A 16579-nucleotide genomic window follows, 5' to 3' on the forward strand; every position below is an offset into this window, starting at 1 on the left:
CGGCCGTATGCCGACCAGCCCGCACCCCGACCCGGAGCAGCAGCGCGTGGCCGACCTGGTCGCGTCCCTGATGCGGGACATTCCCGACTTCCCGCAGCCCGGCGTGCTGTTCAAGGACTTCACGCCGCTGCTGGCCGACGGCGCCGCCCTGGTCCAGGTCGTCGACGACGTGGCGCGCCGCCATCGCGGTGACGTGGACGTCGTCGTGGGGATGGAGGCGCGGGGGTTCATCCTCGGCGCCGCCGTGGCCTACGTCCTGGGGGTCGGCTTCGTGCCCGTCCGCAAGGCGGGCAAGCTGCCGGGCGCCACCGTCACCGAGGACTACACCCTCGAGTACGGCGCGGCGACCCTCGAGATGCACCAGGACGCCCTGCACGCGGGGCAGCGGGTGCTCGTCCTCGACGACGTCCTCGCCACCGGCGGCACGGCCGCGGCGACCTGCCGCCTGGTCGAGCAGTGCGGCGCGACCGTCGCCGCCTGCGAGTTCGTCCTGGAGATCGACGCCCTCGGCGGCCGGTCTCAGCTGGTGGATCGCGTGGTCTCCTCGCTCGTGCGGGGCTGAGCGCGGCCTAGGATGGCGGGATGACGGACCAGGACGCGCGGAGCCGGTCGGACCTGCCGGTGTCTCGCCCCGACGCCGAGGCCACGGCCCTGCGCACCGAGCCGGACCCCAACGTCTCGGAGCTGGGTCCCTCACCTGCGGGAGCGGCGGCCAGCGCCGCGGTGTCCGAGCCCACCGTGCCGCTGCCGAGCTCGGCACGGATGCGGGCGCGGTTCGCGCGCTTCGGCGGGCGGACGTCCGCCAACCCGGTCCTCGAGCCGATCCTGCGCTCTCTCAAGCTGACCCACCCCAAGGCCGACACCAGCGTCATCGAGCGCGCCTACGTCGTGGCCGAGCGCTGCCACCGGGGACAGCTCCGCAAGAGCGGCGACCCCTACATCACCCACCCCCTCGCCGTCTCCACGATCCTCGCGGACCTCGGCATGCCGCCCTCGACCATCGCGGCCTCGCTGCTGCACGACACCGTCGAGGACACCGACTACTCCCTCGACGAGCTGCGCCGCGAGTTCGGCGACGAGATCGCGCGCCTCGTGGACGGGGTCACCAAGCTCGACAAGGTCCACTACGGCGACGCCGCCCAGGCGGAGACCGTCCGCAAGATGGTGGTCGCGATGGCCCGCGACATACGGGTCCTCGTGATCAAGCTGGCCGACCGGCTGCACAACGCACGGACCTGGCGCTATGTCTCGGCGAGCTCCGCCCAGCGCAAGGCGCGCGAGACCCTCGAGATCTATGCCCCCCTCGCGCACCGGCTGGGCATGAACACCATCAAGTGGGAGCTCGAGGACCTGTCCTTCGCGACGCTCTACCCCAAGGTCTACGACGAGATCGAGAACCTCGTCGCGGGTCGCGCCCCCGCCCGCGAGGAGTACCTCGCCGGGGTGCGCGAGCTGGTGCTGCACGACCTGGCGCAGGCGCGGATCAAGGCGACGGTGACCGGTCGCCCCAAGCACTACTACTCCGTCTACCAGAAGATGATCGTGCGGGGGAAGGAGTTCGACGAGATCTTCGACCTCGTCGGGGTCCGGGTGCTCGTGGAGTCGGTCCGCGACTGCTACGCCGCGCTGGGCGCGATGCACGCGCGCTGGACGCCGGTGCCGGGGCGGTTCAAGGACTACATCGCGACGCCGAAGTTCAACATGTACCAGTCGCTGCACACGACGGTCATCGGCCCGGGCGGCAACCCCGTCGAGATCCAGATCCGCACGCACACCATGCACCGGCGGGCGGAGTACGGCGTCGCCGCGCACTGGAAGTACAAGGAGGACGGCCCCGGCACCGCGGCCCCCACCGACGACGGCCAGACCGACATGTCCTGGCTGCGCTCGCTGGTCGACTGGCAGCAGGAGACCAGCGACCCGGGGGAGTTCCTGGACTCGCTGCGCTTCGAGATCAACACGCAGGAGGTCTTCGTCTTCACCCCCAAGGGCGAGGTCATCGGCCTGCCCTCGGGGTCCACGCCCGTGGACTTCGCGTATGCCGTGCACACCGAGGTCGGTCACCACTGCATCGGCGGCCGGGTCAACGGTCGCCTCGTCCCGCTCGAGTCGCGGCTGGAGAACGGCGACGTCGTCGAGGTGCTGACGTCCAAGGCGCCGGACGCCGGCCCGAGCCACGACTGGCTCAACTTCGTCAAGAGCGCGCGGGCGCGCAACAAGATCCGCGCGTGGTTCTCCAAGGAGCGTCGCGAGGAGGCCATCGAGTCCGGCAAGGACGCGATCGCCAAGCAGATGCGCAAGCAGGGTCTGCCCGTCCAGCGCCTCACCTCGGCCGAGTCGCTGACCGCACTGGCGCGCGAGCTGCACTACCAGGACATCAGCGGGCTGTATGCCGCGGTCGGTGGCGGCACGATCTCGGCGCAGCACGTCGTGTCCAAGATGCTCGCGCAGGCCGGTGGCGAGGAGGGGCTGACCGAGGACGCCGCCGAGACGGTGTCCCCGTCCCGCCGGACCCGCCGCGTGCGCGCGACCGACCCCGGCGTCGTCGTGGTCGGCACGGACGACGTGTGGGTCAAGCTGGCCAAGTGCTGCACCCCCGTGCCCGGCGACGACATCATCGGCTTCGTCACGCGCGGGCACGGCGTCTCGGTGCACCTGCGGGACTGCACCAACGCCGCCGAGCTGCTGTCGGAGCCGGAGCGGCTCATCGACGTGCAGTGGGCGCCCACGGCCTCGTCGGTCTTCCTCGTGCAGATCCAGGTGGACGGGCTCGACCGGTCCCGCCTGCTCTCAGACGTCACCCGCGTCATCGCCGACCTGCACGTCAACCTCATGTCGTCCAGCTCGTCGACCACGACCAACCGGGTGGCGACCTTCCGGTTCACCTTCGAGATGGGCGACCCCGCGCACCTCGACCACGTCATGCGGGCCATCCGCAAGGTCGACGGCGTCTTTGACGTCAGCCGGGTCGGCGGGGCCCGCAAGATCGAGCAGCAGTGAGGAAAGTCCGTGCGTAGCAACGAGTTCGGCCAGCCCATCGGCGACGACGTGTGGGGCTGGCACCCGCGCGTCCTGCCCCGCGACGTGCGCCTGCAGGGCCACGAGGTGACCCTGGTGGACCTCACCCTGGACCACGTGCCCAGCATGTTCGAGCTGACCTGCGGCGAGGGCAACGAGCCGCTGTGGACCTACATGTCCGCCGGTCCGTTCCGCACGAGCACCGAGCTCGGCGCCTACGTCCAGAAGCAGATGCGCAACCCCACGACCGTCCCGCTGGCCATCATCGGCAACGAGACCGGCCGCGTGGTCGGGACCGCGTCGTACTGGAACGTCAGCCCGGTCAACGGATCGATCGAGATCGGCTCGATCGTCTACTCGCCCGAGATGCAGCACCACCGCGGCGGCACCGAGTCGATCTATCTCATGGCGCGGCACGCGATCGACGAGCTCGGCTACCGCCGCCTCGAGTGGAAGTGCGACGACCTCAACGAGTCCTCCCGCCGGGCCGCGGTGCGCTACGGCTTCACCTACGAGGGCACCTTCCGGCACGCCGTCGTCTACAAGGGCCGCAACCGCGACACCGCGTGGTACGCCATGACGGACGCCGAGTGGCGGCGGCTGCGGCCGGCATACGAGCAGTGGTTGTCCGAGGGCAACTTCGACGCCGACGGCCGGCAGCGGTCCCGCCTGTCCGAGCTGACGACCGCTGCCCTGGTCTGACCCCGGCCCGCGGGTCAGTGCCGGGGGAGGGGCTTGTCCCGGGCGGCGAGCAGCGCTGCGGCCACGAGCGCCACCGCGAGCGCGACGGCGACCAGGACGGGACGCCAGGGCAGGGCGTCGAGCAGGCCCGCGGGGGCCGGCGTGGGCACCCAGGGGCGCAGCGTCGGCAGCGCGCTGAGCAGCGGGACCACGACCATGAAGGTCCCTGCCACACAGGCGAACCCGGCGAGCACGCTGCGGCTCAGCACCGCCGCCAGGAGGGCTCCCGCGCAGGCGAGCGTGAGGAAGGCCGCCCCCGCGGCCCAGCACCGGGCCAAGGCGGCCGGGCCGATCGGGTCGATGAGCACGACGGTCTCGTATGCCGCCGCGCCGAGCCCCAGCGTGAACGCCGCCACCGCCGCGGCCCAGGCCGTCACGAGGCGCGGGACCAGCTGGGCCACGAGGCTGGATCGCGTGCGGTAGTAGACGGCCAGGGAGTAGCTGGCGTCGACCGCGCAGGCCGCGACCGTGATGCCGACCGCCACGAGCATCCCGAGACCGCCAGCCTGCCCGAGGTAGGCGGTCAGGGCCTGCTCGACGCTCGGCGGTGGCAGCTGGACCCCGGCGCCGCCGCCGGCGCCCAGCCGCTCGACGATCTGCGGGCCGTAGCGCACGAAGACGGGTTGGGCGAGGCCGAGGAAGGTGAAGACCAGGAGGAGGCAGGCCAGCCGCGGCGTGCGCACCAGCCTCAGCCACTCGACCCGCCAGGCGCTCATCGGGCCCCTCCGGCGTGACGGTCGTCGAGACCCGAATCGAGATCCGGGTCCAGGTCCGCGAGGAGGGAGACGAAGGCGCCGTCCAGGTCGCTCGCCTGCATGACGCTCGACACGATCGGCACCCCTGACGCGGCCAGCGCCGCCGGCAGGGCGAGCAACCCGGTGTCCACGTCGGCGTAGGTCACCGCGACGCCCACGGTGCCGTCGGGCGCGACGGCGGTGACGCCCGGTGAGCGGGCCAGGGCCTGGCGGAGTCGCTCGGCCGCCGCCGTGGACGTGGTGCGCACGCGCCAGGCCGGCCGCAGCCGTGACCCGAGCAGGTCCACCAGCGTCCCCTGCCACCGCAGCCGCCCCTGGTGCAGGATCGCGACCGTGTCGGCCACCTGCTCCACGGCGGCCAGGGAGTGGCTCGAGACCAGGACCGTCCGGTCGCGGCCGAGCTCGCGGACCAGGTCCAGGACGTCGGCCTGCCCGAACGGGTCGAGGGCCGAGGTCGGCTCGTCGAGGACGAGGACGGCGGCCCCGGTGGCGATGGTGGCGGCCAGGCCGAGCCGCTGCGTCATACCGCGGGAGAAGGCACCGACGCGACGGCCGGCCGCGCTCCCGAGACCGCACCGGTCGAGGACCTCGCGGTCCTGGGCCGGACCACCGGGGCCTCGGGCCAGGCTGCGGGACTGGGCGACGACCTCGGTTGCGGTGAGCCAGGGCTCGTGCTCGGGGGTGTCGGGGCAGTAGGCGATCCGGCCGCTGGTCGCGATGGTCCCGGTGCTGGCCCGCGCGAGGCCGGTGAGCAGGCTGAACAACGTCGTCTTGCCCGCGCCGTTGGGGCCGATCAGGGCGTGGACGCTGCCCTCGGGGACGCGCAGGTCGACGTCGTGCAGGCCGACAGCGCCGCCGAAGTCGATGCCGAGACGCTCGGTGCGGACGGCGAGGCTCATGAGCGCGGCTCCCGGCCGAGGAGCAGGTAGGCGATGACCCCGGCGGGGAAGGATGCGAGGCAGAGCAGGGCCCAGGCCCAGCGCGGCAGGTGTCGCGTGCGCCGGCTGCGGGCGATGTCGACCAGGCACCACGCGACGAGCCCGAGGGCGAGCGCCGCGAGGGGTGCGAGGGCGAGGAGGGTGCGGGTGTCCATGGGGACCTCCATCAGGGTGTGCGGGAGCTGCGCGTGGCGGCTGGTGCGTCACGCGCCGGGAAGGGTGGGGTGGCGTGGGTGGTCAGGCGCGGTGCGAGAGGGCCTCGAGCAGGGCGGCGCCGGACGCGGCATCGTCGACGGTGATCGTGAACCGCCGGCCGTCGCGGCGGGTGACGCGCAGTGCCGAGCCGCCGCGGGTCACGAGGGCCGTTCCGTGGACGGGGGAGAGGCGATAGCCCCAGCCGCCGTAGTGGGACGGGTCGACCTGCACGACCTCGGCGGAGGCGATGTCCTCGAGGGGGACGTGGCCGCGGGGGAGGCCGAGGCGGCCCCGCCAGCGCAGGCCCTGGGGGTCGACGGTGACGCGGAAGCCCGTGAAGGCCAGCGCGATCACCGCGATCAGGACCGGCACCCACGCGACGGCCTGGTCGCCGTCCAGGACGACGAGTCCGAGGGTCACGACGAAGGTCGACGCCACGACCACGCTCAACCAGCGCGCCTGCCCCGTGCGGGAGATCCAGACGGCGCGGGTGCCGGGCGCCAGCTCCTGCCGCAGGCGTGGGGCCCGGGGTGCCGGGGCGGGGGGATCCTCCGGGCAGGCCTTGGCGGCGAGCCACCCCGCGAGCAGTGCCAGCGCCACCGCTGCAGCGGCCGGCGGGAGGGGCAGGCGGGCGGCATACGGGTCGGTGAGGTCGAGGTGGGCGCGCAGGACCAGGGCGAACACCGTGGACAGGATGACCTCGACGGCGACCAGGCCCGCGACGAGCCCCTTGGCGCTCGTGCCGGGCCGGGCGCGGGTGAGCACGACGGCGCCGACGACCGCCACCGCCACGAGCGCGCCGCAGAAGCCGGCGACCTGGGACCCGGTCGCGCCGACCTGGTCCGGCACGCCGGCCAGCGTGAAGTGCGTGGCCATGCGGTCCGGCAGCCGTGGCCACCACAGGACGAGCAGGGCGCCCAGCGCGCCGAGGCAGCCGATCGCCGGGACGAGGCAGACGGCGAGGGCCCGACGCCTGGCCGGGGTCGGACCGGGGTGGGTGGTGCGGCTGGTCATGACGAGGCCTCCTGGTCGAGGAGCGTGTGGAGCTGGGCGAGGGTGACGCCGTGGCGGCGGCCCACCTTGAGCAGGTGTCGCGCGGACTGCTCGAGCTCGGCCGTGTCCAGGCCCTTGGCGGTGACCACGGCGCCCCGGCCACGACGCAGCTCGATGGCGCCCTCGTCGCGGAGCGTCGTGTAGGCCCGCAGCACGGTGTGCATGTTGATCCCCAGGCTCGAGGCGAGGTCGCGGGCGCTCGGGAGCTTGTCGCCGGGGCCGACGTCACCGCGGAGGATGGCGCCGCGGACCTGCGACACGAGCTGTCCGTAGAGCGGCTCGGTCGACTCGGGGTCGATGGTGATGAGCACCCCTCAACCATAGTTGTTCTAGAGCAACTAGAACAAGTCGGTTCGAGGATCATGCGCTGTGGTCTGGGCTACAGCAGGCCTCGTTCGTAGGCGACGCGCACCGCGGCCGCGCGGTCGCCGACCCCGAGCTTGGCGTAGGCGTGCAGCAGGTGCGTCTTGACCGTCGCCTCGCTCACCAGCAGGTGCTCGGCCGCGCTGCGGTTGGTGCCTCCCCGGGCGATGACCCGCAGCACCTCCAGCTCGCGCGTGGTCAGCTCGGTGGCGGTGCCGGAGCGGCGTCCGGTGAGCGCGTCGAGCGCTCCGGGAGCGAGCGCGGTGCGGCCGGCGCACAGGTCGACGATCGCGCGGACCAGGTCGGCCCGGCGGGTGTCCTTGAGGAGGTAGCCGTCGGCGCCGGCCGACATGGCCGTCACGATGTCCCGGTCGGTGTCGTAGGTGGTGAGCACGAGGATGCGGGGGCGGGCCGGATCCAGGGCGCGCAGCTCGCGGATCGCCGTGATGCCGTCGCCGAGCGGCATACGAAGGTCCATGAGCACGACGTCGGGGGCGCGGCCCGCCTGGGTGAGCGACGCGACGACCGCGAGCGCCTCCGGGCCGCTGGCCGCCTCCCCGACCACCTCGACGTCGGGCTCCCGCTCGAACATCCCGCGCAGCCCGTCGCGGACCACGGGGTGGTCGTCCACCACGACCACCGACAGCGCGCAGGGTCGGTCGGGGGAGACGGCACAGGCAGGGCTGCTGGGGTCGTGCTGGGGCTTCATCGGGGCACCGCCGCGCTCACCACGCACCCGCGACCGGGGGCGCTCTCGACGGCGAAGGAGCCACCGCACCGTTCGAGGCGCGCGCGCATGCCCGCGATGCCGTGCCCGCGGTGGGCGTGGGAGCCCACGGGGTCGACCGGGCGGGTGGGGCCGGCGTTGGTTGGGCCGGCGTCGCCGGGGTCCGCCACCACGAACCCCCGGCCGTCGTCGCGCACGTCCAGCCGCACCTCCTCGGGCGTGAAGGTCAGGGTGAGCGTCGCCCGCCGTGCGTCGCCGTGGCGCGCGACGTTGGACAGCGCCTCCTGCGCGATGCGCACCAGCTCCGCGTCGTGCGGGCTCGGGCCGGGCGGGCCCTCGACGACCATCGTGGCGGCGACGTCCGCGCTCTCGCCCCACCGGCGCACCAGGCCGTGCAGGGCGGTCGTCAGGTCCGCGCCGTCGAGGTGCGGGGACGCGAGCGCGACGACGGCCCGGCGGGCCTCGGCGAGGCTCTCGCGAGCGGCTCGGCCGGCCCGATCGATGCGGGCCTGCGTCGACGGGTCGGCGACGTCGACGGCCTCGAGCTGGGTGATGACACCGAGCAGGCCCTGCGCGACGGTGTCGTGGATCTCGCGCGACAGGCGCGCCCGCTCCTCGAGGATCCCCGACTCGCGGGCCTGGGCGACGAGCTGCGCCTGCAGGGCGGCATTCTCGCGCTGGGCGGTCTCGAGGAGCCGGATCGCCTCCTCCCGCCGCGTCACGGCCTCCTCACGGCGGTGCTCGACGGCGATCATCGTCCCCGAGAGCCCCGCGTTGATCAGGACGAGCAGGACATACAGCCAGGGCACCGCCCACACGCCGTGCACGCCCCCCGCCTGGGACAGGCCGGTGGCGGTGGCGACGGCGAGGATGCCCAGCCACAGGACGGGCCAGCGAAAGACGCGGACGGCGTCGAAGTAGCCCACGAAGGCGTAGAAGCCGTAGAGCGGGTGCAGCGCGCACAGGGCCAGGCAGGCCAGCGAGTGCAGGACGAAACCCAGCGTCCCGGACACCCTGCCGTGCGCGCCCCAGCGTTCCCACCACCCGCGAAAGACGAGCAGCACCAGGGCGATCCCGGCATAGGCCCACGCCGACAGGTCGGGGGTGAAGAGGTCCCGCGTCCCCAGGCAGAGCGCGGTGGCGGCGAGCACGAGACCGACGGGCACCAGCTGGGGGAGCCTGCGCGAGGCGCCACCCGCATGGGGCAGCGATGCGGGTGCTGCGGCGACGCCGATCGTGCTGGCCATGCTCGCCATCATCCTCCCTCCGGCCGTATGCCGGCCCGCCCGCGTGATCACTCCCACCGGAACGCGCGGGCGGCCACCGCGGCGGGCACGACCGTCCAGGCGAGGAGCACCGCGAGCTGCGCGAGCGAGGGCCACGAGCCGTGCAAGGCGTCCAGCATCGCCCCGGAGGCGGCGCCGCTCGGCGTGAGGTCCGCGATCCGTGCGAGCAGCTCGGGGAACACCGAGCGCGGCACCCACATCCCCGCGAAGAACCACAGGACGAAGGTGAGGACCGTGCCCACGCCGGTGGCCATGCGGGGGTTGGTGGCGAGGGCGCTGACGAGGCCGCCGATGGACAGGAACGCGCCGAGGGACAGCACGGTGACGAGCGCGAAGGCCAGGACGTTGCCGGGCGGTGGGTTGCCCAGGACGGTGGGGATCGCCACCATCGCGACGGCCACGACCAGGGTCACCGCGCCGAGGGAGATCATCACGGCGCCCAGCAGCACGGCGGGCGAGACCGGGGTCGTGCGGAGGCGCTTGAGCACGCCGTCGGTGCGGTACTGCGCCAGGATCGTGGGCATGCCCTGGACCGTGAGCAGGCTGGCCGTGAACAGCACGAGCACCGGCAGGTAGACCTGGGAGAAGCTCCAGCCGCCGAGGTCCGCGGACGCGGTGCGGGTGGCGGGCACGAGAGCCAGGACGACGTCGGCGACCACGGGGATGAGCACGGCCCAGACCACCAGCCCAGGCTCGCGCAGCAGCAGACGGGACTCGTTGGCGGTCATGGCCCCGAGTGCCGACCGGCGGGGTTGCGGGGCGACCCTCGCGGTGGCGGACGGGGTGGAGGGCGTGGAGGGCGTGGAGGTCATCGCTGGTCCTCGGATCGGTGCGGGGTGGTGAGGGACAGGTAGGCGTCGTCCAGGTTGGGCGCCTCGACGCGGAGCCCGCGCGCGCTGACCCCGATCGCCGCGAGGTGGGTCACGAGGGCGCCGACCGCGTCCTCGCCGCCGGTGACGGTGACGCGGTCGCCGTCGACCGTCAGGTCGGTGACGTCGGGCAGGTCGAGCAGCCGGGCGGTCTCCTGCCCTCCGAGCGGTCGCGACGGGGTGAACCGGATGCGCTGGACGCCGCCGGCGGCGCTGGCGAGCGCGTCGGGGGAGTCGAAGGCCGTCACCCGGCCGCCGTCGAGGATCGCGACGCGGTCGCAGAGGTGCTGCGCCTCCTCCATGAAGTGGGTGACCAGGAGGATCGTGACGCCGTCGCGCCGCAGCTCGGCGAGGAAGTCCCAGATCTCGCGGCGCGCGGCCGGGTCCAGACCGGTGGTCAGCTCGTCGAGGATGGCGATGCGCGGGTTGCCGACCAGGGCGAGGGCCACCGACAGCCGCTGCTGCTGGCCACCCGAGAGGCGCTCGAAGCGCTGGTCCGCCTGGGCCGAGAGACCGAAGCGTGCGAGCAGCTCGTCGGTGTCCCGAGGGGCGGGATAGAAGGAGCGGTAGAGGTCGAGGACCTCGCGGGGCGTCGTCTTCTTGGGCAGGCGAGCCTCCTGCAGCTGCATGCCGAGGATGGCGCGCAGCGCGGGCGGGTCATCGTCGGGGTCGAGCCCGTCGACGCGGACCGTGCCGGAGTCGCGGCGGCGCAGACCGCCGATGCACTCCACCAGGGTCGACTTGCCGGCGCCGTTGGGGCCGAGGACGCCGACGATCTCGCCGGCCTCGACGTCGAGGTCGACGCCGCGGACGACCGGTCGGGCGTCATACGACTTGGTGAGGGACGAGACGTGGATGAGGGACATGCCCCCAGCGTGCTCGCGGACCCACCCCGGCGGCATCGACCGGGTGGCCACACCGGCCCTCCACCGATCGGTGGAGCACGCCGGGGGTCGGGCCTCGGTCGACGATCCACCCCGGGTCGTATGCCGAGGGGCCCGCCCCCTCGCGGGTGCGGGCCCCTGGCCGGATCAGCCTGACCTCGACACGTCGGCCGGGCTTCGTCACATCCCCGTGGCGTGCGAAGTCGGGCGGATGTGCCTACCTGAGGCGGTCACATCCGCCTGGCGTGCGAAGTCGGGCGGATGTGCCTACCTGAGGTAGGTCAGGCCTGGGCCTTGTGGACCATCTCGAGCAGGGCCCGGCGGGAGGCGAGGGACTCCTCGGCGGCCTTGATCTTCTTCTCGTCGCCGGAGGCCCTGGCCTTGTCGAGGGCCTTGTTCTCCTTCTCCAGCGCCTTCTCGATCTGCTCGGCGAAGGCCGACGCCCGGTGGTTGACCTCCGGGTTCGACTTCTTCCACTTCGCGTCCTCGGCGTCACGCACGGTCTGCTCGACCTTGCGCAGCTCGCCCTCGACGCGGCCCATTTCGGAGCGGGGGACCTTGCCGGCGGCGTCCCACTTGTCCTGGATGGTGCGCAGCGCGGACTTGGCGGCGTTGAGGTCCTTGATCGGCAGCAGCGCCCGGGCCTGGTCGAGCAGACCCTCCTTGACCTCGAGGTTGGCGCGGAACACCTTGTCCTCCTCGGCCGAGACCTCGTCCTTGGCGTTGAAGAACGCGTCCTGGGCGGCCTTGAAGCGGCCCCACAGCTCGTCGTCCTCCTTGCGCCCGGCGCGTCCGGCCCTGCGCCACTGGTCCATCAGACGCTTGAAGGCGCCCGCGGTCTGGCCCCACTCCTTGCTGGCCGAGAGCTTCTCGGCCTCGGCGACGAGCTTCTCCTTGGCGGCCTTGGCCTCGGACTGGGTGGACTCCAGCTCGGCGAAGTAGACCCGGCGGGCCTTGTCGAAGGAGTTGCGGGCCGCGCTGAACCGCTGCCAGAGAGAGTTCTCGGACTCGCGGTCGAGCTTGACCGACGAGCGCTGGTGCTTCTTCCAGTCGTCGAGCAGCTCGCGGATGCGGGCGCCGCTGGCCTTCCACTGCGTCTTGGCGGGGTCCTGGGCCGCGATCTTCTCGGCCTCGGCGACGATCGCCTCGCGCTCGGTGCGGGCCTGGTCGCGGGCGGCGGCGCGCTCGGTCGCCTCCACCTGACGGCGCGCCTCGATGGCGGTGGCGATGGACTCGACCTTGGCGTCCAGGCCGGGCAGGTCGCCGACGACGTTGGCCTCACCGATGTGCTCGCGCAGCTTGGCGAGGTCCTCGGTGGCCTCCTTGGCGGACAGGCCGGTCTGCAGCACGCGGTGGTAGAGGAGCTCGGCCGCCGCCCACATCTCGTCGTACTTGCGGGCGAAGTAGGCCAGGGCCTCCTCGCTGCTCGCACCCGGGTAGGAACCGACGGCCTTCTCGCCGTCCGGGGTCCGGACGTAGACGGTGCCGTCCTCGGCCACCCGGCCGAAGGTCGCCGCGTTGCTCGGCGGGCCGGCGGGCGGGGTGATCGGCGCCGGCACGCCCGACGGGGACGCGGGGGCCGGACGAGCCGGGGGCTTCGGCATCGCGGCCGGGGTCGGCACGGCGGCCGGGGTCGGGACGGCGCTGGGCGCGGAGCTCGGGGCCGGTGCGGCCGCGGGCTTCGCGTCCGCGGCCGGAGTCTCCGCCGCGGGGGCGTCCTCGGCGGCGGGCGTGGCCTCCTGGGCCGCGACAGGCTCCTCGGAGGGAACCGACTCCTCCGCGGTGGGCTTGGCTTCCGGCGCCGCGACAGGCTCCTCGGAGGGAACCGACTCCTCCGCGGTGGGCTTGGCTTCCGGCGCTGCGTCAGCCTGCTCGGCGGGGGCGGTCTCCTCGGTGGCCGGCGCGGCGGCCACCTCGTCCATGGTGACGCCCTCGCTGGCCGAGGAGGTGGCCTCGGGAGTGACGTCGCTACCCTCGCTCGCGGAGGTGCTCGTCTCGGTGGCGACGGTGCTGTCCGCGTCGGCAGGCACGCTCTCCTCCGCCGGCGCCTCGACGCCGGTCTCGGCGGGGGCGGCCTGCGGGGCCTCGGACGACACGGCAGCGTCGACCTCGGCGTCGACGGGCTGGGTGGTCGGCTGCTCGGGCTGATCGGACACAGTCATGCCTTCTTCTTGGTGACGGAGACCTCGAGGATGCTGATCGGGGTCTTCGGACGGCCGTCGCCTTGGCCGTTGGAGTCGTCGGACCCCGCCGCGGCGATCTGGTCCACAATATCCATCCCGCCGGTGACCTTGCCGAATATCGAGTAGCCACCTCCGTCGGTGGGCAGCGTCGAGGCCTGGTGGACGACGAAGAACTGGCCGCCGTTGCTGTTGGGGTCCTGCGTGCGGGCCATGGCGATCACGCCGCGGGGATAGGCCCCGTCCGCGGGCGCGTTCTCGATGCCGAAGCCGTAGCCGGGGGAGCTCGCACCCGTGCCCGTCGGGTCGCCGCACTGCAGGACCGACAGGCCCCCGGTGGTCAGGCGGTGGCACGGGCTGGGAGCCCAGTAGCCCTCGCGGGCCAGGTGCAGGAAGGACGCGACCGTCTGCGGCGCGGCCTTGCCGTCGAGCTCGAGCGTGACCGGACCGCAGCTGGTCCGCAGCGTCGCCACCCAGGTCGCGCCCTCGGCGGTCGCCTTGTCCGGGACGGCCGTGAACTGCTGGGGCTTGGTCTGCAGCGCGGGCGGCGTCGTGCAGCGCCCCGAGGCGGTGCCGGTGGGGGAGGCCGCGCCGGACGGAGGTATGCCGGACGGGGTCGCCGCAGGTGTGCTCGCTGCCGTGGCGCCGGCGGCATCGGTCGAGTCACCGCGCGGCCGCATTGACAGCGCCACCCCGACCACCGTCGCCAGCACGATCGCCACCGTCGCGATCACCGCCACCAGGCGTCGCGTCCGCTCGCGCTTCTCCGCCTTGCGCTGCTGCGCGGCCTGGACCTTGTCGTGGCGCCGCCTGGCCCGCGCGCGCTCCTGCTCCCTCGTCACGCGCCCGAGTCTAGGGAAGGCCACCGCGAGGCCTCGTCCGCCGCGCCTGCAGCGGACGCATCTCGCCGACAGGGCGAAGACGCTGCTCCGGTTGCCGGGGAGGGCGCCATACCTGCCCTCCCACCGGCCGCGGGAGGCGCGGCCGACCGGATCTCGCGGGCGACGCCCCGTCCCCGCGCGTCCCCGGCCTCCCAGTAGGCTGACGCGGTGCTCGTACTCGCTTTCCCCGCCCAGGCCTTCGCCACCAACTGCTATGTCGTGGCCCCGGCCGCCGGCGAGCAGTGCCTCGTCGTCGACCCGGGCATCGGCGTGGTCGAGCAGCTCCGCGCCGTCCTCACGGAGCACCGCCTCAAGCCGGCCGCCGTCCTGCTGACCCACGGTCACGTCGACCACGTCCACTCGGTGACCCCGGTGTGCACCACGGGCGACGACGCCGACCTGGCGGCATACATCCATGCCGACGACCGCTATCGGCTCGCCGACCCGGCCGCCTCGCTCGACCCGCAGCTGGTCGCGATGTTCGAGCAGCAGTTCGGGCGCGCGTGGTCCTGGCGCGAGCCGCCGCGCGTCGAGTCGATCGTCGACCACCAGCACCTCGACCTGGCCGGGCTCGGCGTCGACGTGGCGCACGCGCCCGGGCATACCGAGGGGTCGGTGATGTTCACGCTCCCCGGCACGCCCGACGGCATCCCCGTCGAGGCCGAGCGCACCGTGCTCGCCGGAGACGTGCTCTTTGCCGGCTCCGTCGGACGCACCGACCTGCCCGGCGGCGACCACGAGGCCATGATGCGCAGCCTGCGCGACGTGGTGCTCCCGCTCGCCGACGACACCCTGATCCTGCCCGGCCACGGCCCCGCGACCACCATGGAGCGCGAGCGGGCCACCAACCCCTACCTCAAAGGACTCTGATCCACCGTGAGCGTCAAGATCGCCCCCCTGTCCGGCTTCCCCGAGTGGCTGCCCGCCGAGCGCGTCGTCGAGCAGCTCTTCCTCGACGTCATCCGCGAGACCTTCGAGCTGCACGGCTTCGTCAGCGTCGAGACCCGCGCCGTCGAGCCCGTCTCGCGACTGGTCGGCAAGGGCGGTGACGCCGACAAGGAGATCTACGGCGTGCACCGCCTCGCCGGCGACGCCGACGGCGGCAGCGCCACCGACCCCGACGCCGAGGCCGGCGACCCCGACAAGGCGCTCGGCCTGCACTTCGACCTGACCGTGCCGTTCTCCCGCTACGTCCTGGAGAACGCCGGCAAGCTGACCTTCCCCTTCCGCCGCTACCAGATCCAGAAGGTCTGGCGCGGCGAGCGTCCCCAGGAGGGCCGCTTCCGCGAGTTCACCCAGTGCGACATCGACATCGTCGACGCGGGCTCGCTGGCCGCGCACTACGAGGCGGAGATGCCGCTGGTGATCGCCGACGTCTTCAGCAAGCTCCCGATCGGGGAGTACCGGATCCAGGTCAACAACCGCAAGATCCCCGAGGGCTTCTACCTCGGGCTCGGCCTGACCGACGTCGTCGGGACCCTGCGGATCGTCGACAAGCTCGACAAGATCGGGCCGGAGGGCGTCACCGAGCTCCTGGCAGAGGCCGGCGCGACGGACGAGCAGATCGGGCAGTGCCTCGCGCTCGCCGAGATCTCCTCCACCGACACGTCCTTCGCCGACCGGGTGCGGGCGCTCGGGGTCTCGCACCCGACCCTCGACGAGGGCCTGGCCGAGCTCACCGCCGTCATGGAGGCCGCCATGGCCCAGCGCCCCGGTGTCCTCGTCGCCGACCTGCGCGTCGCGCGTGGCCTGGACTACTACACCGGCACGGTCTACGAGACCCAGCTGGTCGGGCAGGAGTCCTACGGCTCGATCTGCTCCGGCGGTCGGTATGACGCCCTGGCCTCCGACGGGCGCACCACCTATCCGGGGGTGGGGATCTCGATCGGCCTGTCCCGGCTCCTGGCCAGGCTCGTGTCGACCGGCGTGGTCCGCGCGTCCCGCCCGACGCCCACCTGCGTCGTCGTCGCGCTCGGCGTCGAGGAGGACCGTGCCCGCGCGATGGCCGTCGCCGCGGAGCTGCGCGGTCGTGGCATCGCCACCGAGATCGCCCCCAGCGCAGCGAAGTTCGGCAAGCAGATCAAGTTCGCCGACCGTCGCTCGATCCCGTTCGTGTGGTTCCTCGGGGCCGACGGCGCGTCCGACTCGGTCAAGGACATCCGGTCCGGCGAGCAGGTCGACGCCGAGGCTGCCACCTGGACCCCGCCCGCGGAGGACCTCCGTCCGTCCCTCGAGCGCGTCGAGGCCTGAGCCCCGCTCCGGGCGGGCACCCGACGGGACGTGACCTGTCGGGTCGCGTCGGGTTGAGCCCAGGGCGGGCACCCGACGGGACGTGACCTGTCGGGGCGCGTCGGGTTGAGCCCAGGGCGGCCGCCGACGGGATGTGACCTGTCGGGGCGGGTCGGGTCGGGCCCGAGGCCGCCAGCCGACGGGATGTGACCTGTCGGGGCGGGTCGGGTCGGGCCCGAGTCCGCCAGCCGACGGGACGTGACCTGTCGGGGCGGGTCGGGTCGGGCCCGAGGCCGCTGGGCGACGGGACGTGACCTGTCGGGGCGGGTCGGGTTGAGCCGCGGCGGCTAGCCGACGGGAAGTGACCTGCCGGGCCGGGTCGGGTTGAGCCCGAGGCCGCCAGCCGACAGGTAGTGACCTGCCGGGGTGCGTCGGGTTGAGCCCGAGGCCGCCAGCCGAC

General features: G+C 73.4%; 16 protein-coding genes. 5 read left to right on the plus strand and 11 right to left on the minus strand.

Translation table 11 applies throughout. The annotated features are described in order from the left end of the window. Positions 1-7 precede the first annotated feature (7 nt). The 3 genes from K313_RS0115335 to K313_RS0115345 are packed head-to-tail and all read left to right on the plus strand — an operon-like array spanning position 8 to position 3720. A complete protein-coding gene (locus K313_RS0115335; protein WP_029212352.1) occupies positions 8-562 on the plus strand; it encodes an adenine phosphoribosyltransferase in 555 nt (184 codons plus the stop codon). 20 nt (positions 563-582) lie between these two features. Continuing rightward, the gene (locus tag K313_RS0115340; protein WP_084412915.1) at positions 583-3000 is read left to right on the plus strand and encodes a RelA/SpoT family protein; all 2418 of its coding nucleotides are present in this window, start codon (positions 583-585) and stop codon (positions 2998-3000) included. A 9-nt stretch (positions 3001-3009) separates the two neighbouring features. Then, complete coding sequence (locus K313_RS0115345; RefSeq protein ID WP_029212354.1) at positions 3010-3720, plus strand: GNAT family N-acetyltransferase; 711 nt, start codon at positions 3010-3012, stop codon at positions 3718-3720. Between the two features lie 14 nt (positions 3721-3734). Here K313_RS0115345 and K313_RS0115350 read toward each other — a convergent pair whose 3' ends face one another. From K313_RS0115350 to K313_RS0115400, 11 genes are all read right to left on the minus strand, one after another. Further along, positions 3735-4475: a hypothetical protein gene (locus K313_RS0115350; RefSeq protein ID WP_029212355.1), complete on the minus strand. Its 741-nt coding sequence runs from the start codon at positions 4473-4475 to the stop codon at positions 3735-3737. Next, positions 4472-5413 carry an ABC transporter ATP-binding protein gene (locus tag K313_RS0115355; RefSeq protein WP_029212356.1) on the minus strand — a complete coding sequence of 314 codons (942 nt, stop codon included), beginning with the start codon at positions 5411-5413 and terminating at the stop codon, positions 4472-4474. Before K313_RS0115355 ends, K313_RS0115350 begins: the two co-directional genes overlap by 4 nt. Next, a complete protein-coding gene (locus K313_RS0115360) occupies positions 5410-5607 on the minus strand; it encodes a PLD nuclease N-terminal domain-containing protein (protein WP_029212357.1) in 198 nt (65 codons plus the stop codon). The genes K313_RS0115355 and K313_RS0115360 overlap by 4 nt, the downstream gene beginning before the upstream one ends. Before the next feature lie 82 nt (positions 5608-5689). Next, positions 5690-6661, minus strand: a complete 972-nt coding sequence (locus K313_RS0115365) for a DUF1648 domain-containing protein (RefSeq protein WP_029212358.1) — start codon at positions 6659-6661, stop codon at positions 5690-5692. After that, complete coding sequence (locus tag K313_RS0115370; protein WP_029212359.1) at positions 6658-7011, minus strand: GntR family transcriptional regulator; 354 nt, start codon at positions 7009-7011, stop codon at positions 6658-6660. The genes K313_RS0115365 and K313_RS0115370 overlap by 4 nt, the downstream gene beginning before the upstream one ends. A 68-nt stretch (positions 7012-7079) precedes the next feature. Then, positions 7080-7772 (minus strand): response regulator, encoded by a 693-nt coding sequence (locus tag K313_RS0115375; RefSeq protein WP_084412921.1) that lies wholly within the window; start codon positions 7770-7772, stop codon positions 7080-7082. Beyond that, positions 7769-9037, minus strand: coding sequence for a sensor histidine kinase (locus K313_RS21380; RefSeq protein ID WP_169516850.1), 1269 nt, complete (start codon positions 9035-9037; stop codon positions 7769-7771). Before K313_RS21380 ends, K313_RS0115375 begins: the two co-directional genes overlap by 4 nt. Before the next feature lie 47 nt (positions 9038-9084). Continuing rightward, positions 9085-9888: an ABC transporter permease gene (locus K313_RS0115385; protein ID WP_029212362.1), complete on the minus strand. Its 804-nt coding sequence runs from the start codon at positions 9886-9888 to the stop codon at positions 9085-9087. Continuing rightward, positions 9885-10811 carry an ABC transporter ATP-binding protein gene (locus tag K313_RS0115390; protein ID WP_029212363.1) on the minus strand — a complete coding sequence of 309 codons (927 nt, stop codon included), beginning with the start codon at positions 10809-10811 and terminating at the stop codon, positions 9885-9887. The genes K313_RS0115385 and K313_RS0115390 overlap by 4 nt, the downstream gene beginning before the upstream one ends. A gap of 299 nt (positions 10812-11110) precedes the next feature. Continuing rightward, complete coding sequence (locus K313_RS21385; protein WP_084412919.1) at positions 11111-12991, minus strand: DUF349 domain-containing protein; 1881 nt, start codon at positions 12989-12991, stop codon at positions 11111-11113. After that, a complete protein-coding gene (locus K313_RS0115400; RefSeq protein WP_029212365.1) occupies positions 12988-13851 on the minus strand; it encodes a peptidylprolyl isomerase in 864 nt (287 codons plus the stop codon). The genes K313_RS21385 and K313_RS0115400 overlap by 4 nt, the downstream gene beginning before the upstream one ends. Before the next feature lie 207 nt (positions 13852-14058). Here K313_RS0115400 and K313_RS0115405 point away from each other — a divergent pair, with 207 nt between their 5' ends. Further along, entirely contained in the window at positions 14059-14760 is a 702-nt protein-coding gene (locus K313_RS0115405; protein WP_029212366.1) for an MBL fold metallo-hydrolase, read from the plus strand. Positions 14761-14766: 6 nt separating this feature from the next. After that, on the plus strand, positions 14767-16140 hold the full coding sequence (gene hisS, locus K313_RS0115410; RefSeq protein ID WP_029212367.1) for a histidine--tRNA ligase: 1374 nt from the start codon (positions 14767-14769) through the stop codon (positions 16138-16140). Positions 16141-16579 lie beyond the last annotated feature (439 nt).

Origin of the sequence: Arsenicicoccus bolidensis DSM 15745, from assembly GCF_000426385.1 — a bacterium.
Lineage (GTDB): Bacteria > Actinomycetota > Actinomycetes > Actinomycetales > Dermatophilaceae > Arsenicicoccus > Arsenicicoccus bolidensis.

Coding starts and splice junctions, on each gene's coding strand:
- K313_RS0115335 (WP_029212352.1), top strand. CDS start 8: ATGCCGACCAGCCCGCACCCCGACCCGGAGCAGCAGCGCGTGGCCGAC.
- K313_RS0115340 (WP_084412915.1), top strand. CDS start 583: ATGACGGACCAGGACGCGCGGAGCCGGTCGGACCTGCCGGTGTCTCGC.
- K313_RS0115350 (WP_029212355.1), bottom strand. CDS start 4,475: ATGAGCGCCTGGCGGGTCGAGTGGCTGAGGCTGGTGCGCACGCCGCGG.
- K313_RS0115355 (WP_029212356.1), bottom strand. CDS start 5,413: ATGAGCCTCGCCGTCCGCACCGAGCGTCTCGGCATCGACTTCGGCGGC.
- K313_RS0115360 (WP_029212357.1), bottom strand. CDS start 5,607: ATGGACACCCGCACCCTCCTCGCCCTCGCACCCCTCGCGGCGCTCGCC.
- K313_RS0115365 (WP_029212358.1), bottom strand. CDS start 6,661: ATGACCAGCCGCACCACCCACCCCGGTCCGACCCCGGCCAGGCGTCGG.
- K313_RS0115375 (WP_084412921.1), bottom strand. CDS start 7,772: ATGAAGCCCCAGCACGACCCCAGCAGCCCTGCCTGTGCCGTCTCCCCC.
- K313_RS21380 (WP_169516850.1), bottom strand. CDS start 9,037: ATGGCCAGCACGATCGGCGTCGCCGCAGCACCCGCATCGCTGCCCCAT.
- K313_RS0115385 (WP_029212362.1), bottom strand. CDS start 9,888: ATGACCTCCACGCCCTCCACGCCCTCCACCCCGTCCGCCACCGCGAGG.
- K313_RS0115390 (WP_029212363.1), bottom strand. CDS start 10,811: ATGTCCCTCATCCACGTCTCGTCCCTCACCAAGTCGTATGACGCCCGA.
- K313_RS21385 (WP_084412919.1), bottom strand. CDS start 12,991: ATGACTGTGTCCGATCAGCCCGAGCAGCCGACCACCCAGCCCGTCGAC.